This is a genomic window from Serratia sp. TSO36, from assembly GCF_057808395.1.
In genome coordinates this window covers 377,551-397,190 of sequence record NZ_JBJZOU010000024.1, presented here as the reverse complement: position 1 = coordinate 397,190, position 19,640 = coordinate 377,551, and the positions used below count along the sequence as shown (strand labels likewise).

Sequence of the window (19,640 nt, the reverse complement as noted above, 5' to 3'; positions counted from 1 at the left end):
TCAATTTATTGTTTGAGGTCATCTTTCATGTCTCTGGCGTTACGCCGCGTTGCCCCCTCCCTGCTGACCCGTTTGCAGGTGCCGATTCAGGTGGCGTTGTATGCGGCGCTGTTCCTGATCGCCGATCGCCTGGTGCAACAATTCCACCTGCCGCTCCCCGCCAATATCGTCGGCATGCTGATGCTGCTGGCGCTGATCCTGCTGCGCATTCTGCCGCTGAGCTGGGTCAAGGCCGGCTCCCGCTGGCTGCTGGCGGAAATGCTGCTGTTCTTCGTGCCGGCGGTGGTGGCGGTGGTCAACTATGCCCAGCTGCTGATGGTCGAGGGCTGGAAGATCTTTCTGGTGATCGCGGTCAGCACCATGCTGACGCTGGGCGCTACCGGGCTGGTGGTGGACAGGGTGTATCGGCTGGAGATTTGGCTACAGCGGCGGAAGCAGCGTCATGAATGATTTTATCCTCAGCCTGGCCTGCTTTCTGGCGACGCTGGCGCTTTACTTCGCCAACAAGAAACTGTACCGTCGCCGCCGCACGTTACTGCTGATGCCGCTGGTGCTGACGCCGATGATCCTGGTGCTGCTGCTGGTGGTCACCCACATCTCCTATCAGGACTATATCGGCGAAACCCACTGGCTGCTGTGGCTGCTGGGGCCGGCGACCATCGCCTTCGCGGTGCCGGTGTACGAGAACCTGCATATCATCCGCCGCCACTGGCTGTCGCTGGCCGCCGGCGTAACGACGGCGGTGCTGGTGGCGGTGTATAGCTCGGTGTGGCTGGCGCGCCTGCTGACGCTGCCGGAAGAGGTGCAGCGCAGCCTGGCGGTGCGTTCGATCACCACGCCGTTCGCGCTGGAGGCCGCCAAACAGATGGGCGGGCAGCCGGATCTGGTGGCGCTGTTCGTGGTGATCACCGGGGTGTTCGGCATGGCGGTGGGCGACATTCTGTTTCTGCGGCTGGCGGTGCGCAGCCGCCTGGCGAAGGGGGCCGGATTTGGCGCCTCGTCGCACGGTGCCGGCACCGCCCGCGCTTATGAACTGGGGCCGCAGGAGGGCGTGGTGTCGAGTCTGGTGATGATGTTGGCCGGCATTATCACGGTGGTGGCCGCGCCGCTGATCGGTCGGCTGATGTGGTAAGACCTCTCGGGGCGGGCTCTGCCGCTCCGTTTTACGTTGTCTGGCATTGGGAACGATGCCGTTGATGGGCACCCGAAAAAACGAAGAAATTTTTCAGCATAATTTTTCCCATCGTTATAACAAAAAACGATAGATGCGCCGCGAGCAAAATTGCCGTTCATTTTAAATGCTAATGAATTAATTAAATAATAAATTATTATCATAAAAACAATAAAGTATAACTTATTGATATCGAGAGCCTCTTATCGTAAGCATTGCTGCACATTAACTGAGGTGAATAATACAAAAGAATATGAGTTCCTCTCTAATTATCTCAGATTAATACAAGCGGAATACGCTCGTCATCCCTGAGTAATATCGGGGAAATAAAATGGTCATTTATTCCCTTTCGCACATTTCGCCAAAAAAAATATCCTCTCCTATACTTCACAGCTCAACAAATTAAGGCACAGGGGGAACCTCTGGATTAACCATTTCATCCTTTCTTAGTTGGGGGGAGACCCAACTTTTCTACGGTTTTTTTATTCTGACCTGAACTGTCGGACGGCCAGGCTTTGCCTAAATCCGGACGGTCCCTTTCATTAACGTAATGAAAACGTGCTAGAGAATATTATGAACAAACAAACTGATGTGAAGAGTGGGGAACTCCGTACGGGTGCTCAGGCCGCGGCGGAGAAAGTCGAACTGCATGAAATGACTATCGCCCAGCGTGAACTCTGGCTGGGGGAAAATATTTCCAAAGAGTTGTCGTTCAATATCTGGGGCTATGGGCAGGTTGACGGGCCTCTCGACGTTAAGCTGCTGCGGCAAGCCATCGATGCTATCGTCGAAGAAACGCCGGCTCTGCAAGCGCATTTTGTGGAAAAAGACGGTGAGCTTTATCAATACCGCGCGCCACGCACACATGAGCCGCTGTTCACACTCGATCTCAGTAAGGAACCCGATCCCCTGCAGGCGGCCAGACGCTGGATGGTGGCGGATGCGGCGCTACCGCGCCGCGCCACGGGAGAGGAACCTTTTAGTTTTTATGTGATTACGCTCGCTCCGCAGCGCTATGTCCTCTATCGGCGTTTCCACCATATGATCACCGACGGCCGTAGTGCCGAGGAAGTGATGCGGCGCATCGCGGCTTACTATAACGCGCTGGCGTCCGGCGGCGTCATCCCTGAATTCGCCAACTGCAATTTCTCTCTGCTTTATGAAAACGACATCAAATACCGCGACTCCTCACGCTTTTCTTCCGATCAGGCTTTTTGGCGGGAATATACTGCCGCTGCGCCGCAGAGTTTGTCGCGTAGAGCCATATTGACCCCGGACGCCGCGATGAACCGCAACACGCAGCTGCTGGAAAAAGAGGCATTGGATCAGCTGCAGCAACAAGCTGACAATATCGGCGTACACCGCGCACATATATTGGCCGCCGCCGTAGCATTATGTTTCTACAGCCTGACCGGCAGTGAATATCTTAATTTCAGCATGCCGGTGACCGGAACGAGAGAACGAAACAGTATTGGTATGACCTCTAACGTTGTCCCTTTGATTATCAAGGTTGAACCCCAGCTGAGTCTGGCCGAATTTATCCAAAAGGTCGCGGCAGAAATAGCAAAAGTGGTTCGTCATCAATTATATCGTGGGGAGGACATTCGGCGTGACAATGGCGCGACGGATTCCGCCTGGTTTGGCCCTTCAATTAACATTGTTTCTTTCGACCACGGCGATCCTTTCTGGGGGTGCCGCACCCGTTGGTATTATGGCGGGAATATTCCGTCCGGCGATCTACAGATTATGCTGTATGAAGACCAGCAGGCGAATGAGCTGGACGTCACTTTTTCTGACGCCGATTATGCAAATTCATTAGGCGATCTGGATGTTTTGCAGCGCCGTTTCCAGTTTGTTTTACGGGCGCTGAACGCATCAACGGCGGGGACGATCGAGACGTTGGATCGGCAAGTGGCGGCGCTGGCGGATACCGAGGCCGGCGGCAGCTTTTACACCAACCGTCGGCAACCGCCTGCCGGCGGCATCATTCGTTGGGATCGCCCGGCTGAGGCGCTGCAGCGCCTGGTGAGCTCGCTGAGCCATGGCGCGGGATGCGCGGCGAAGATGCTGCTGGCGGAGCGCGTGTTGGGCGTGACGGCGCTGCAGGCGGTGAGCGATGAGCGGCAGGCCGAACCCGGTACCCTGCTGCACGTCGAGGCCGACGGCTGGGAGATTGCCGCGAACCCCGGCGTGGTGCGCGTCGGGCCGTTCTTGCGCGCCGACGGCTCGGCTCAGCCAGGCGATGCGCTGGCGCAGGCCTGCGGCCTGTCTGTCGGCTCGGTCTTGCCGACGATTAACGCTGCCGAAGCCTCGCTGTTAGGCGCGGCGTATGGCGCCAGCGCCGATAGCGCCGCTTTTTGGCAACCGCGCCTGACGCGTTATTATCCGGCGCCGTTCCCGCCGGGGCCTGGCCGCCAGGCGGATCTTCCCGCACGCTGGCAGGCGACGGCCTGGCAGCGCATGGAAAAAATTGCCGGCGAGCAGGTGCTGGCGGCAGCAACCCTTTATCTGGCGCGCATGTGCAATGAAACCGATTTTCAGCTGGGGTGGATCACCCCGGACGATCGGAATTGGGGGCGTTGGGCTCACCTGAGCGCGCGCGTGCTGCCGCTGCAGGTCTCTGTTGATCACACCGGCAATTTCCAGCAGGCGTTGGCCGCGCTGGAACAGGAATATAGCCAGCTGCGCGCTCATGCCGATTATCATCCCGCGTTGCTGACGCGCGATGCGGACCTGCGAGCGTCTCAGACTTGGCCGACGGCGGTATCGATCGTCAGCCGGCGCTCGGCGCAGGGGTTGCAGCCTGAAGACGAGGGGGTTGCCGCCATCATGGCTTCCGGCTCGCGCGCGGTATTGCAAATCTGCAAGGCTGACGGCGCGTTCCGTTGGGTCTACGACGCCGCCTCCGTGGCTGACGAGCAGATGTTGCGGGCGACGCAACATCTGCTGATGCTGCTCAACGACGCGGTGAGGGCGGGTTCTCATCGTCGCACCGTCGGCGAACTCAGTCTGGTTTCCGAGGAAGAACGCGCGCAGTTGCTGCAGGGCCTCAACCACACCGTCGCTTCACATTCGCCGAGGGCCTGTCTGCACCGGTTGTTCGAAGCACAGGTCAAACGGACGCCGGAGGCGATCGCGGTGACGTATGGCGATGACAGCCTGACCTACGCGGAATTGAATACCCAGGCGAACCGCTGGGCCCATCGGCTGGTACAGCTTGGCGTGCAGCCGGACAGCTTGGTGGCGCTGTGTGCCGGGCGCGGGCTGCCGATGCTGGTCGGGCTGCTGGGGATCCTCAAAGCCGGCGGCGCCTATGTGCCGCTGGATCCCGCCTATAGCGGCGAGCGGCTACAGTACATCCTGGCGGACTCAGCGCCGGTGCTGCTGTTGGCGGATGAGCTCGGCCGACAAGCGCTGGGTGACTGCGAGGTGCCGGTGCTGGCGCTGGAACAGCCACTGACGGGAGAAAGCGACGATCTGCAGGACGTCGGGGTGCGCCCGGCGCACCTGGCATATGTGATTTATACCTCCGGCTCGACCGGCAAACCCAAAGGGGTGATGGTGGAGCACCGGCAGGTCGCGCGGTTGTTCAGCGCGACGAACGCCTGGTTCAACTTCAGCGCCGCCGACAGGTGGTGCCTGTTCCACTCATTCGCCTTCGACTTCTCGGTCTGGGAGATCTGGGGCGCCTGGCTGTATGGCGGCCAGCTGTTCATCGTACCGCAGGCGATCGCCCGCTCGGCGCCGGATTTTTATCATTTCGTCTGCCGCAGCGGCATCACGGTATTGAACCAGACGCCGAGCGCCTTCAAAGCCTTTATCCAGGCTCAGGCGCACAGCGAAGCGCGCCAGCAGCTACGCGAGATCGTGTTCGGTGGCGAAATGCTGAAGCCTTGCGATCTTGCGCCGTGGTTTGCTCGTCCAGAGAACCGGCAGACACGGTTGATCAACATGTACGGTATCACCGAGACCACGGTGCATGTGACTTATCGGCCGCTGTCGGCGCAGGATACGGCGATCACCACCAGTCCGATCGGCAGCCGCATCCCGGATTTGCGCTTGTATCTGCTGGGCGCCGACGGCGAACCGGTGCCGATGGGGGCGATCGGCGAACTGTACGTCGGCGGCGAAGGAGTGGCGCGGGGTTACCTGAACCGGCCCGAATTGACGGCGGAACGTTTTCTCGATGATCCTTTCAACCGGGCGCCGGGTGCGCGCATGTATCGTACCGGCGATCTGGCGCGCTATCTGCCGGGTGGCGATATCGAATACCTGGGGCGCAATGACCAGCAGGTAAAAATCCGCGGTTTCCGCATCGAATGCGGCGAGGTGGAGGCTCAGCTGAGTACCGATCCGCGCGTGCGCAGCGTAGCCGTGGACGCGATTGACGATGGCGACGGGGGCAAGCGACTGGTGGCGTGGGTGGTTCCGGCACCGGAAGCCGAACGCGCTACGCTGGCGACCGGGCTGCGTCAGCATCTGCAGGCGCGGCTGCCGGATTATATGGTGCCGGTGGCTTACGTTTGGCTGGAGGCGTTGCCGCTGACCGGCAACGGCAAATTGGACAAGCGGGCTCTGCCGGTGCCGCAGGTCGACGCCTATGTGCGTGAAGCCTATGCGCCGCCGCAGGGCGAGGCAGAAAACCTGCTGGCGGCTATCTGGCGCGAGCTGCTGGGCGTAGAGCGCGTCGGTCGCTATGACCACTTCTTCGAACTGGGCGGGCATTCGCTGATGGCGGTGCGCTTGGCTAACCGCGTGCAACAGGCCGGATGGCAGTTACCGTTGCAGGCGCTGTTCGCCAGCCCGGTACTGCACGTGCTGGCGCAGGCGCTGGAAGTTGCGCCGGCTCAGGAACCGCTGCCGATACTGCCGGTGGCGCGCGACGGCGATTTGCCCCTGTCGTTCGCCCAGCAACGCCTGTGGTTCCTGACCCAGTTGGAGGGGATGAGCGAAACCTACCATATCCCCCTGGCGCTGCGGCTGCACGGCCGGTTGGACCGGCAGGCGCTGCAACATAGTCTGGATGCGCTCTATGCGCGTCACGAATCGCTGCGTAGCCGGTTCATCACCCGGGAAGATCGGCCACAGGTGCAGATTTTGCCGGCAAACGGGCTGCCGCTTGCGTTCCACGATCTGCGACGTCACCCCGCGCAAGCCGACACGCTGTGCCGTCAGGCGGCCACTCAACCGTTCGATTTGACGCAGGGGCCGCTGGTGCGCGCCGCGCTGATCCGCCTGGCGGATGAGGAGCACCTGTTCCTGCTCACCTGTCATCACATCATTTCCGACGGTTGGTCGACCGGCATTCTGCTGCGTGAACTGGGGGCGTTGTACGGCGCTTTGCGTCGCGGCGATGCCGATCCGCTGCCGCCGCTGACGCTGCAATACCCGGATTATGCCGCCTGGCAGCGTCGCTATCTGACGCCGGAGCGGTTGGCGGCGCAGGCGCAATACTGGCGCGAAACGCTGATCGGTGCGCCGGCGCTGCTGACGCTGCCGACTGACCGGCCGCGTCCGACGGTGCAGTCTTTCAGCGGCGGGGAGGTGCCGATCGCGATCGACGCCGAGCTGACGCAGGCACTGCGGCAATTCAGCCGGCAGCATGGCGGCACGCTGTTCATGACGGTGCTGGCGGCCTGGAGCCTGGTGCTGGCGCGCATGGCCGGGCAGCAGGAGCTGGTGATCGGCACGCCGGAGGCCAACCGTGGCCGGCTGGAAACCGAATCGTTGGTCGGCTTCTTCGTCAGCACGCTGGCGCTGCGCATCGATCTTCGCGACGATCCGGATCTGCCGACGCTGATCGCGCGGATCCGCCACACGGTGCTGACGGCGCAGGAAAATCGCGATCTGCCGTTCGAGCAGGTGGTGGAGCTGGTCAATCCGCCGCGTCATCTGGGCTATACCCCGCTGTTCCAGGTGATGCTGGCCTGGCAGGACGGCTCGGTGCGCGATATTCCGCTGCCTGGGCTGCAGGCCGAGCTGGCCGGGCTGGAATACGGCGCGGCGAAGTTTGATCTGACGCTCGATCTGGCCGATACCGGCGAAGGCATCAGCGGTACGCTGAACTTCGCCACGGCATTGTTCGATCGCGCCACCGCCGAACGCTACGGCGTTTACCTGGTACAGGCGCTGCGGGCGATGACGCTGAATAGCCCACGGTCAGTATCCCATATCGATTTGTTGCCGCTCGCCGAACGGGAGCATCTGCTGCATGGCTGGAACCGCACCGAGCGTGACTACCCGCTGGATCAGACGCTGGCGGCGCTGTTCGAGCAGCAGGTGCGCCGCACGCCGCACGCCACCGCGCTGGTGAGCGGCGCGGAAAGCCTGAGCTACGCCCAGTTGAACGCCCGCGCCAACCGGCTGGCGCACGCGCTGATAGCGCGCGGCGTCGGCCCGGACAGCCGGGTGGCGGTGTGCGCCGAACGCGGCCTGAACATGGTGACGGCGCTGTTCGGTATCCTCAAGGCCGGCGGCGCCTATGTGCCGCTCGATCCGGCCTATCCGGGCGAACGCCTGCAGTACATCCTGCAGGATGCCGACCCGGTGCTGCTGCTGGCGGACGCCGCCGGCCGGGCGGCGCTGGGCGAACCCGTGACGCCGCAGCTGGCGCTGGAGGCCGCGTTGCCGGAGACGCTGAGCGCCGAGAACCCGGCACCGCGCGCGCAGGCGTCGCACCTGGCGTACGTGATTTACACCTCGGGCTCGACCGGTAAACCGAAGGGCGCGATGAACGAACACCGCGGGGTGGTCAACCGGCTGGTGTGGATGCAGGAAGCCTACGGCCTGACGGCGGCGGACACGGTGCTGCAAAAAACGCCGTTCGGCTTCGACGTCTCGGTGTGGGAGTTCTTCTGGCCGCTGATGGTCGGCGCGCGTCTGGTGATGGCGAAGCCGGAAGGGCACAAGGATCCGGATTACCTGAGCCGCGCCATCGAACAGTATGGCGTCACCACGCTGCACTTCGTGCCGTCGATGCTGCAAAGCTTCCTGGCGGACGGGCAGGCGGCGACGCGCTGCGGCCAGGTGGTGCGGGTGATGTGCAGCGGGGAAGCGCTGCCGGCGGCGCTGGTGGCGGAGTTTTACCGCCGGCTGCCGCAGGCGGAGTTGCATAACCTGTATGGGCCGACGGAGGCGGCGGTGGACGTGACCGCCTGGCACTGTTCGCGGGAGGCGGAGCGGGCGTCGGTGCCGATCGGGCGGCCGATCGCCAACACGCGCATCTACCTGCTGGACGAGCGCGGGCAGCCGGTGCCGCTGGGGGCGGTGGGCGAGCTGTATATCGGCGGGGTGCAGGTGGCGCGGGGCTACCTGAACCGGCCTGAACTGACGGCGGAGCGCTTCTTGAGCGATCCGTTCGCGCCGGGCGGGCGGATGTACCGCACCGGCGACGTGGCGCGTTATCTGGCGAACGGCGACATCGAGTACCTGGGGCGCAACGATCAGCAGGTAAAAATCCGCGGCTTCCGCATCGAATGCGGCGAGATAGAGGCGGCGCTGGCGACGCACCCGGCGGTGCGCGAAGCGGTGGTGGATGCACGGGCGGTGGGCGACGACAAACGGCTGGTGGCGTGGGTGGTGCCGGCCGCGGACGTGGCGGAAGAAACGCTGGCGGGCGCGCTGCGGCAGCATGTGAGCGCGGCGCTGCCGGACTATATGGTGCCGTCGGCCTGGGTGGTGGTGGCGGCGTTGCCGCTGTCGCCGAACGGCAAGCTGGATCGTCGGGCATTGCCGGAGCCGCAGGGGGCGCAGAGCCAGGCGGCGTACGAAGCGCCGCAGGGTGAACACGAAACGCTGCTGGCGGCGATCTGGCGCGAGCTGCTGAACGTGGAGCGGGTCGGGCGCCACGATAACTTCTTCGAACTAGGAGGGCACTCGCTGCTGGCGGTGAAGTTGATGGCTCAGCTGCGGCGCGCCGGTTGGGGAGCGAACGTGCAGACGCTGTTCTCAACGCCGACGCTGTCGGCGCTGGCGCAGGCGATGAGCGCGCAAGGTGAGGTCGACATACCGGAAAACCGGATTTTACCGGGCGGGGCCTCCATTACGCCGGAGATGTTGCCGCTGGCGACGCTGAGCCAGCCGGAGATCGACGCGGTGGTAGCGCAGGTGCCGGGCGGCGTGGCCAACGTACAGGACATCTACGCCTTGTCGCCGCTGCAGGAGGGGATTTTGTTCCACCATCTGCTGGCGGAACGGGGTGACCCGTACCAGCTGTCCGCGGTGCTGCGTTTCGACAGCCGTGCGCGCCTGGACGCCTGGCTGGCGGCGATGCAGCAGGTGATCGATCGCCATGACATTCTGCGCACCGCGTTCATCACGCAGGGCATGTCCTCGCCGGTGCAGGTGGTGTGGCGCAAGGCTGAGCTGGCGCTGAGCGAGCGGCGTTTCGATCCGGCTGACGGCCCGATTTGGCGACAGCTGGCGGCCAGCTTTGATCCGTTGCAGCAGCGGCAGGATCTGACCCGCGCGCCGCTGCTCAACTTTACCGTCACGCAGGAGGAGGACGGCAGCTGGTGCGCCTTGCAGCAGTGGCATCATCTGATTGGCGATCACTCCACGCTGGCCTTCATGGAGCAAGAGATCGGCGAGATCCTCGCCGGCCGTGGGGCACAGCTGGGCGTTGCCCAGCCGTTCCGCAATGCGGTGGCGCAGGCGCGCCTGGCTCTCAGCGAGGCGGAGCACGAAAGCTTCTTCCGCGACATGCTGGCGGATATCCGCGAGCCGGTGCTGCCGTTCGGCCTGAGCGACGTGCACGGCGAAGGGCGGCAAATCGCCTGCCGCTACCAGGCGCTCTCTTCGGCGCTAAACCTGCGGTTGCGGCAACAGGCGCGGCGGCTGGGCGTCAGCCTGGCCAGCCTGTGTCACCTGGCCTGGGCGCAGGTGCTGGCGAGCGTCAGCGGGCGAGACGCGGTCGTGTTCGGCACCGTATTGCTGGGGCGTCTGCAGGGCGGAGAAGGCGCGGAACGGGCATTGGGGTTGTTTATCAACACGTTGCCGCTGCGTCTGGACATCGATCGACGAGGCGTGGAGACGGCGGCAAGAGAGGCGCACGTGCGGCTGAGCGGGCTGCTGGCGCATGAACATGCGCCGCTGGCATTGGCGCAGCGCTGCAGCGGCGTCAGCCCTGGGGCGCCGCTGTTCAGCGCCTTGCTCAACTATCGCCACAACAACGGCGAAGCAGTGGCGTTGCCGGAAGGTGTCAGCTTGCTGAGCGCCGAAGAGCGCACCAACTATCCGTTCGTGTTATCGGTGGAGGACGGCGGCGATTCGCTGGGCGTGACGGTGCAGGTGACCGAGACGGTCGATGCCCAGCGGGTGTGTGACTATATGGTGCAGGCGCTGAGCTCACTGGCGCAAGCGCTGGAGCAGGCGCCGGAGACGCCGGTGTGTTCACTGGCGGTGGTGCCGGAGGCGGAACGTGAACTGCTGCTGCATGGCTGGAACCGCACCGAGCGTGATTACCCGCTGGATCAGACGCTGGCGGCGCTGTTCGAGCAGCAGGTGCGCCGCACGCCGCACGCCACCGCGCTGGTGAGCGGCGCGGAAAGCCTGAGCTACGCCCAGCTGAACGCCCGCGCCAACCGGCTGGCGCACGCGCTGATAGCGCGCGGCGTCGGCCCGGACAGCCGGGTGGCGGTGTGCGCCGAACGCGGCCTGAACATGGTGACGGCGCTGTTCGGTATCCTCAAGGCCGGCGGCGCCTATGTGCCGCTCGATCCGGCCTATCCGGGCGAACGCCTGCAGTACATCCTGCAGGATGCCGACCCGGTGCTGCTGCTGGCGGACGCCGCCGGCCGGGCGGCGCTGGGCGAGCCTGCGACGCCGCAGCTGGCGCTGGAGGCGGCGTTGCCGGAGACGCTGAGCGCCGAGAACCCGGCACCGCGCGCGCAGGCGTCGCACCTGGCGTACGTGATTTACACCTCGGGCTCGACCGGTAAACCGAAGGGCGCGATGAACGAACACCGCGGGGTGGTCAACCGGCTGGTGTGGATGCAGGAGGCCTACGGCCTGACGGCGGCGGACACGGTGCTGCAAAAAACGCCGTTCGGCTTCGACGTCTCGGTATGGGAGTTCTTCTGGCCGCTGATGGTCGGCGCGCGTCTGGTGATGGCGAAGCCGGAAGGGCACAAGGATCCGGATTACCTGAGCCGCGCGATCAAACAGTACGGCGTCACCACGCTGCACTTCGTGCCGTCGATGCTGCAAAGCTTCCTGGCGGACGGGCAGGCGGCGACGCGCTGCGGGCAGGTGGTGCGGGTGATGTGCAGCGGGGAAGCGCTGCCGGCGGCGCTGGTGGCGGAGTTTTACCGCCGGCTGCCGCAGGCGGAGTTGCATAACCTGTATGGGCCGACGGAGGCGGCGGTGGACGTGACCGCCTGGCACTGTTCGCGGGAGGCGGAGCGGGTGTCGGTACCGATCGGGCGGCCGATCGCCAACACGCGTATCTACCTGCTGGACGAGCGCGGGCAGCCGGTGCCGCTGGGGGCGGTGGGCGAGCTGTATATCGGCGGGGTGCAGGTGGCGCGGGGCTACCTGAACCGGCCTGAACTGACGGCGGAGCGCTTCTTGAGCGATCCGTTCGCGCCGGGCGGGCGGATGTACCGCACCGGCGACGTGGCGCGTTATCTGGCGAACGGCGACATCGAGTACCTGGGGCGCAACGATCAGCAGGTAAAAATCCGCGGCTTCCGCATCGAATGCGGCGAGATAGAGGCGGCGCTGGCGACGCACCCGGCGGTGCGCGAAGCGGTGGTGGATGCGCGAGCGGTGGGCGACGACAAACGGCTGGTGGCGTGGGTGGTGCCGGCCGCAGGCGTGGCGGAAGAGACGCTGGCGGGCGCGCTGCGGCAGCATGTGAGCGCGGCGCTGCCGGACTATATGGTGCCGTCGGCCTGGGTGATGGTGGCGGCGTTGCCGCTGTCGCCGAACGGCAAACTGGATCGGCGGGCGTTGCCGGAGCCGCAGGGGGCGCAGAGCCAGGCGGCGTATGAAGCGCCGCAGGGTGAACACGAAACGCTGCTGGCGGCGATCTGGCGCGAGCTGCTGAACGTGGAGCGGGTGGGCCGCCACGATAACTTCTTCGAACTAGGAGGGCACTCGCTGCTGGCGGTACGTCTGATCAACCGTCTGCAGCAGGTGGAATGGCAGCTGCCGTTGCAGACCCTGTTCGCCAACCCGACGCTGCTGGCGTTGGCGCAGCAACTGCGAAGAACCGATGAGGCGCTGCCGCCGATCGAGGCTATGCCACGCGGCGCCGCGTTGCCGCTGTCGTTTGCCCAGCAGCGTTTGTGGTTCCTGACGCAGTTGGAAGGCCTGAGTGAAACTTACCATATTCCCCTGGCGCTGAGCCTGCGCGGCGAGCTGGATCTGCCCGCCTGGCGGCAGAGCCTGGATGCGCTCTATGCCCGCCACGAAGCGTTGCGCAGCCGGTTTGTCACCGTCGAGGGGCAGCCGCAGGCGCACATTCTGCCGGCAGACGCGCTGCCGTTGACGGTTCACGATCTGCGTGGGCGGCAGGATGCTCAGAGCCAGGCGCGGCAACTGGCGCAGCGCCTGACGGAGGCGCCTTTCGATTTGACGCAGGGGCCGCTGGTGCGCGCCGCGCTGATCCGCCTGGCGGATGAGGAGCACCTGTTCCTGCTCACCTGTCATCACATCATTTCCGACGGTTGGTCGACCGGCATTCTGCTGCGTGAACTGGGGGCGTTGTACGGCGCTTTGCGTCGCGGCGATGCCGCTCCGCTGCCGCCGCTGCCGCTGCAATACCCGGATTACGCCGCCTGGCAGCGTCGCTATCTGACGCCGGAGCGGCTGGCGGCGCAGGCGCAATACTGGCGCGAAACGCTGAGCGATGCGCCGGCGCTGCTGACGCTGCCGACCGACCGGCCGCGTCCGACGGTGCAGTCTTTCAGCGGCGGGGAGGTGCCGATCGCGATCGACGCCGAACTGACGCAGGCGCTGCGGCAGTTCAGCCGGCAGCATGGCGGCACGCTGTTCATGACGGTGCTGGCGGCCTGGAGCCTGGTGCTGGCGCGCATGGCCGGGCAGCAGGAGCTGGTGATCGGCACGCCGGAGGCCAACCGTGGCCGGCTGGAAACCGAATCGCTGGTCGGCTTCTTCGTCAGCACGCTGGCGTTGCGCATCGATCTTCGCGACGATCCGGATCTGCCGACGCTGATCGCGCGGATCCGCCACACGGTGCTGGCGGCTCGGGAAAATCGCGATCTGCCGTTCGAGCAGGTGGTGGAGCTGGTCAATCCGCCGCGCCACCTGGGTTATACCCCGCTGTTCCAGGTGATGCTGGCCTGGCAGGACGGCTCGGTGCGCGATATCTCGCTGCCTGGGCTGCAGGCCGAGAGTGCCGAGTTGGGCTATCAGATCGCCAAGTATGATTTGACGCTCGATCTGGCGGAGCGCGACGAGCAAATCAGCGGGACGCTGAACTTCGCCACGGCGCTGTTCGACCGCACTACCGCCGAGCGTTACGGCGTTTACCTGGTGCAGGTGCTGCGGGCGATGGCGACAAATGCTACGCAGCCTGCGTCGCATCTCGATCTGCTGCCGGCTGCCGAGCGCGAACTGTTGTTGTACGGCTGGAACCGAACCGCGGAAGTTTATCCGGCGCAGAGCAGTGCCCACGTCCTGTTTGAACAGTGGGCGCAGCGCACGCCGGACGCCGTTGCGGTGGTGAACGATCGGGACAGCCTGAGCTACGCCCAATTGAACGCCCACGCCAACCCACTGGCGCACCAACTCATCGCACAGGGCGTGCGCCCGGGCGATCGCGTGGCTACGTCGCTTGAACGCAGCGTTTCTCTGGTCATCGCCCAACTGGCGATCCTCAAGGCGGGGGCCGCTTATGTGCCGCTCGATCCGCACCTGCCCGTTGCGCGGCAGGCGTGGATCATCGGCGACAGCGGGGCGTCGTTGATCCTGTGCGATCGCGATCTCGACCGCGAGATAGCCGGCGAGATCGCCTGCCTGCGTGTCGATCGGCTGCGGCAGAATCCGACCCACGATCCGGCGGTGCCTCGCGCCGGCAACGCGCCGGCCTACATCATGTATACCTCGGGCTCGACCGGTACGCCTAAAGGCGTCATGGTGACGCACCAAGGCATCCTCCGGCTGGCGATCAACAATCGTTTTGCGTCGTTTGAACGCGGCGATCGCTTCGCTTTCGCTGCCAATCCGGCGTTTGACGCCAGCACGCTGGAAATGTGGGGAGCCCTGTTGAATGGCGCCAGTCTGGCGATCATTGCGCCGGAAGTGTTGACGGAAGCCGAGGCGTTGGCGGCGGCGCTGGTGCGGCAAGGGATTAACGTCTTGTTCCTGACCACCTCGTTGTTTAACCAATATGCCCATAGCATCGCCGCGACGCTGGCGCAGTTGAAATATCTGCTGAGCGGCGGTGAAGCGGCGGATCCGCACGCCTTTGCCCGCATGCTGAAAGAGGCTGGGCCGGTACGGCTGATCAACGCTTATGGGCCGACCGAGTGTACGGTGTTCGCCACGACGGCCACGATCGAGCGAGTGGATCCCTGGCAGCGTTTGCCTATCGGGCGGCCGATCGGCAATACCCGGATTTATCTGCTGGATGAGCACGGGCAACCGGTGCCGCTCGGCGCGACCGGCGAGATCTACATCGCCGGCCCCGGGGTGGCGCTGGGTTATCTCAACCGCGCAGAGTTAACGGCAGAGCGATTCCTGGCGGATCCGTTTAACCCAGGCGAACGGATGTATCGCACCGGCGATCTGGCGCGCTATCTGGCGGACGGCAATATCGACTACCTGGGACGCAACGATCGGCAGGTGAAAATTCGCGGCTTCCGCATCGAATGCGGTGAGATCGAGGCGCGAGTGGCCGGTCATCCGGCGGTGCGCGAAGCGGTGGTGGATGTCCTCGGCGAAGCGGACAATAAGCGACTGGTAGCCTGGGTGGTGCCGGAGGCTGACGCGGATCGCCAGACGTTGGCGGTGACGCTGCGACAGTATCTGGCGGGGATGTTGCCGGAGTTTATGCTGCCGGCGGCCTGTGTGGCGCTGGATACGCTACCGCTGACGCCGAACGGCAAGCTGGATCGGCGCGCGCTGCCTGAGCCGCAGGAGGACGCCTACGTGCGTGAGGTTTACGCCGAACCTGAAGGCGAACTGGAAACGCTGCTGGCGGGGATCTGGCGCGAGCTGCTGGGCATTGAGCGGGTTGGGCGCCACGATAACTTCTTCGAATTGGGCGGCCACTCGCTGCTGGCGGTGAAGTTGATGGCGCAGCTGCGCCGTGTCGGACTGAGCGCCGGGGTGCAAACGCTGTTCACCGCGCCGACGCTGTCAACGCTGGCGCAGACGTTGGTCACGCAGCAGGAAGTGAGCGTGCCGGCCAACGGTATCCTACCGGGCTGCGTAGCCATTACGCCGGAGATGTTGCCGCTGGCGACGCTGAGCCAGCCGGAGATCGACGCGGTGGTGGCGCAGGTGCCGGGCGGCGTGGCCAACGTACAGGACATCTACGCCTTGTCGCCGCTGCAGGAGGGGATTTTGTTCCACCATCTGCTGGCGGAACGGGGCGACCCGTACCAGCTGTCCGCGGTGCTGCGTTTCGACAGCCGTGCGCGCCTGGACGCCTGGCTGGCGGCGATGCAGCAGGTGATCGATCGCCATGACATTCTGCGTACTGCGTTCATCACGCAGGGCGTGTCATCACCGGTGCAGGTGGTGTGGCGCAAGGCCGAGTTGTCGCTGCGAGAACTGCGGCTCAATCCGGCAGAGGGCGAGATCGGTTCGCGGCTGACGGCGTTGTTTGATCCGCGCCGCGTGCGGCCTGATCTGACGCGCGCACCGTTGCTGAGCTTTGTCGCCGCACAGGGGGAAGAAGGCAGTTGGTGCGTGCTCCAGCAATGGCATCACCTGATCGGCGACCACTCGACCCTGGCGGTGATGCAGGAGGAGATCAACCTGATCCTGGCCGGGCGCGGGGACGAACTGGCCAAGGCACCGCCGTTCCGCAACGCGGTGGCGCAGGCAAGGCTCGGCGTCAGCAAGGCAGAACACGAACGGTTCTTCCGCACTATGCTGGCGGATATCGATGAACCGTCGCTGCCGTTCGGCCTGAGCGACGTGCATGGCGAAGGGCGGGATATCTCGACGGCGCACCTGGCTTTACCGCATGCGCTCAACCAACAGCTGCGGCGGCAGGCGCGGCGGCTGGGCGTCAGCCTGGCCAGCCTGTGCCACCTGGCCTGGGCGCAGGTGTTGGCGCGCGCTACCGGCCGCGATGAGGTGGTATTCGGCACCGTATTGTTGGGCCGCATGCAGGCCGGAGACGGGGCGGAACGGGCGCTCGGATTGTTTATCAATACGTTGCCGCTGCGGCTGGATGTCAACGAGGTCGGCGCGGAATCGGCGGTGTTGCAGGCGCACATCCGGCTGAGCGGGCTGTTGGCCCATGAGCATGCGCCGCTGGCGTTGGCGCAGCGCTGCAGCGGCGTCGCCGCGGGCACGCCGCTGTTCAGTGCCTTGCTGAACTACCGGCATAACAGCGGCGAGGACACCGCATTGCCGACCGGCGTGACGCTGCTCGATAGCCAGGAACGCACCAACTATCCGTTCGTGCTGTCGGTCGAGGACGGCGGTGATTCGCTGGGCCTGACGGCGCAGGTCAGGCAGCCGATTGAAGCGCAGCGCGTGTGTGGCTATATGGCGCTGGCGTTGAGCGCATTGGCGCAGGCATTGGAGCAGGCGCCTCAGGCACCGGTCTGTGAACTGGAGGTGATGCCGGATGAAGAGTATGCGCTGCAGCTGTGCCGCTGGAATCATACGGCGGAAGCTTACCCGGCGGATACCTGCGTGCACGAACTGTTTGAACAGCAGGCGCGGCTGACGCCGCAGGCCATCGCTTTGATCCAGGATGCGCAACGGCTCAGCTACGCACAGTTGAATGCGCGCGCCAACCGGTTGGCGCATCGGCTGATTGAGCGCGGCGTACAACCGGGCGACCGGGTCGCGGTGCGGCTGGCGCGCAGCATCGAACTGGTCTGCGCCCAATTGGCGGTAATCAAGGCCGGGGCGGCGTATGTGCCCATCGATCCGCAACTGCCGGCCGCGCGTCAGGCGTGGATCGCCGATGACAGCGGCGCCTGCCTGATGCTGACGGACGCCATCGGCGACGAGGAGATCCCGCAGCTGACGGTCGAGGATCGCGAAGCTGAAGATCATAACGGTAACCCGGCGTTGCGCGTGTCGAGCGGCGCGACGGCCTACATCATGTATACCTCCGGCTCGACCGGTACGCCGAAAGGCGTCATGACGCCGCACCAGGGGATCACGCGTCTGGTGCGCAACAACCGCTACGCCGCTTTTGACGCCGACGACCGCATTGCCTTTGCCGCCAATCCGGCATTTGATGCCAGCACGATGGAGGTTTGGGCCGCCCTGTTGAATGGCGGTGCGCTGGTGGTGATCGCGCCGGAGGTGATGATGGAGGCCGAGCGTCTGGCGGCCGAACTGCAACGCCATCGCATCACCACGCTGTTCTTGACCACTGCGCTGTTCAATCAGTATGTGCACAGCATCAGCGGCGCACTGGCGCAGTTGAAATATCTGATTAGTGGAGGGGAGAAAGAGGATCCGGGCGCTTATGCGCGGTTGTTGCAAGAGCGGGGGCCGGTGCACCTGATCCATGCCTATGGGCCGACGGAGACCACCACCTTTGCGACAACGGCACGTATCGAGCGGGCTGAAGGGGAGGCGCGCTTGCCGATTGGGAAACCGATCGGCAATACCCGCGCTTACTTGCTGGACGCCCGCGGGCGCCCGGTGCCGATGGGGGCGGTGGGGGAATTGCACATCGGCGGCGTGGGGGTGGCGTTGGGCTACCTGAACCGACCGGAACTGACGGCACAGCGCTTCCTGAGCGATCCGTTCAATCCGGTCGGCGGCGGCCGCATGTATCGCACCGGCGATCTGGCGCGTTATTTACCGGACGGCAGTCTTGAATACCAGGGGCGATGCGATCAGCAGATCAAGCTGCGCGGGTTCCGCATCGAACCGGGCGAGATTGAGGTGCAGCTGGCGGCGAGCCCGTGGGTGCGGGAAGCGGTGGTGCAGGTTTGTTCGACGGAACATCATCCGCGCCTGGTCGCCTGGATCGTACCGACGGCCGACGTTGACCGCAGCGCGTTGCAGGGACAGCTACGGGCCTATCTGAGCGAACGTTTGCCGGAGTACATGGTGCCGTCGGCTTATGTCTGGCTGGATGCGCTGCCGTTGACCGCCAACGGCAAGCTGGATCGGCGCGCCTTGCCGGAGCCGGAGCGCGCGGCAGTCGGCATTCGGGAGTATGCGGCGCCTCAGGGGGAGACCGAAACGACGCTGGCGCGGGTATGGTGTGAGCTGCTCGAGATTGGCCAGATAGGGCGCCACGACAATTTCTTCGAGCTCGGTGGCCATTCGCTGCTGGCGGTACGTCTTTCCAGCCAGCTGCGTCAGCAAGGCATCACCTTGCCGGTACAGGCGATCTTCAACCATCCGATATTGACCGAGCTGGCCGAGCGGATAGATCGTCGCAACGCAGAGGCTCCGCTGCGCAAAGCGGTGCCGGCTCGCAGCAGCGGCAGCCGGCCGCCGCTGTTCTTCGTTCCGACCGGCTTTGGCGACCACTCCTACGTGTTTGAATTGGCCAAGGAGATCGACGAGACCTTCCCGGTCTACGCCGTGCCGTGGCCGGCGGTGGAGGAGAAGCCGGCTACCATGTCCGATATGGCCGCCAGCGCCGTGGCGTTGATTCGCGAGGTGCAGCCGCAGGGGCCATACCATCTGGCGGGGTACTCTTCCGGTGGGGTGTTGGCCTATGCCATCGCCGAGCAGCTGCAATCGGCCGGGGAAGCGGTCGCCTTCCTGGGGTTGATCGACACGTTGCGGCCGGTGGAGGCGATGCACAGCCCGGTCCAACTGTTGCTGAACTGGGTGGAGTCAACGCAGGAAAGGCCGGATCCGCAGTTCTGTCAGCAGTTGGCCGAGCTGCCGTTGCCGGAGGCGATCGCGGCCGTGCAACGCGCCGGGATCAAGACTCAGCGTGAGGAAGTGGCCGACGAGGCGGCGCTCTGGCAGCAGCGGCACCACTACGCCAAACTGGTGGAAGCGACCCTGGTGCAGCCCGCATCGCTGAAAATCCATCTGTTCAAGGCGAAGCAGGAGCAGGTTTCCGTCAATTCGCAGAACGCACAGTTCCAGGCGTATTGGCAGAGGATCAAGCAGGCGGGATATTGCCGCGAAGACGCTTCCGCGTTGGGATGGGATAAGCTGCTGCCGCCGGCGACCGTCCGCGTCAGCCAGGTCAACGGCGACCATGTGTCGATGATGGAGCATCCGGTTCATCGGCGTGAGCTGGGGCAACACTTCAATCTGGCGTTGCGCGAGCTCGGACAGGCGTAAGCCGGCGGGATGTATCCGATGAGAAAGCCCTCGCAAGAGGGCT

The 19,640-nt window shown here is 64.6% G+C and carries 3 protein-coding genes; all 3 read left to right on the top strand.

The window, feature by feature from the left end; translation table 11 throughout:
- The first annotated feature begins 27 nt into the window (after positions 1-27).
- The 3 genes from ACK3CV_RS22590 (at position 28) to ACK3CV_RS22580 (ending at position 19,597) form a co-directional block, all read left to right on the top strand.
- Positions 28-450, top strand: a complete 423-nt coding sequence (locus tag ACK3CV_RS22590) for a CidA/LrgA family protein (protein WP_004936830.1) — start codon at positions 28-30, stop codon at positions 448-450.
- Positions 443-1,132, top strand: coding sequence for an LrgB family protein (locus ACK3CV_RS22585; RefSeq protein WP_033649720.1), 690 nt, complete (start codon positions 443-445; stop codon positions 1,130-1,132). Before ACK3CV_RS22590 ends, ACK3CV_RS22585 begins: the two co-directional genes overlap by 8 nt.
- Before the next feature lie 612 nt (positions 1,133-1,744).
- Entirely contained in the window at positions 1,745-19,597 is a 17,853-nt protein-coding gene (locus ACK3CV_RS22580; RefSeq protein WP_489009900.1) for an amino acid adenylation domain-containing protein, read from the top strand.
- The last annotated feature ends 43 nt before the right edge of the window (positions 19,598-19,640 follow it).

Coding starts and splice junctions, on each gene's coding strand:
- ACK3CV_RS22585 (WP_033649720.1), top strand. CDS start 443: ATGAATGATTTTATCCTCAGCCTGGCCTGCTTTCTGGCGACGCTGGCG.
- ACK3CV_RS22580 (WP_489009900.1), top strand. CDS start 1,745: ATGAACAAACAAACTGATGTGAAGAGTGGGGAACTCCGTACGGGTGCT.
- ACK3CV_RS22590 (WP_004936830.1), top strand. CDS start 28: ATGTCTCTGGCGTTACGCCGCGTTGCCCCCTCCCTGCTGACCCGTTTG.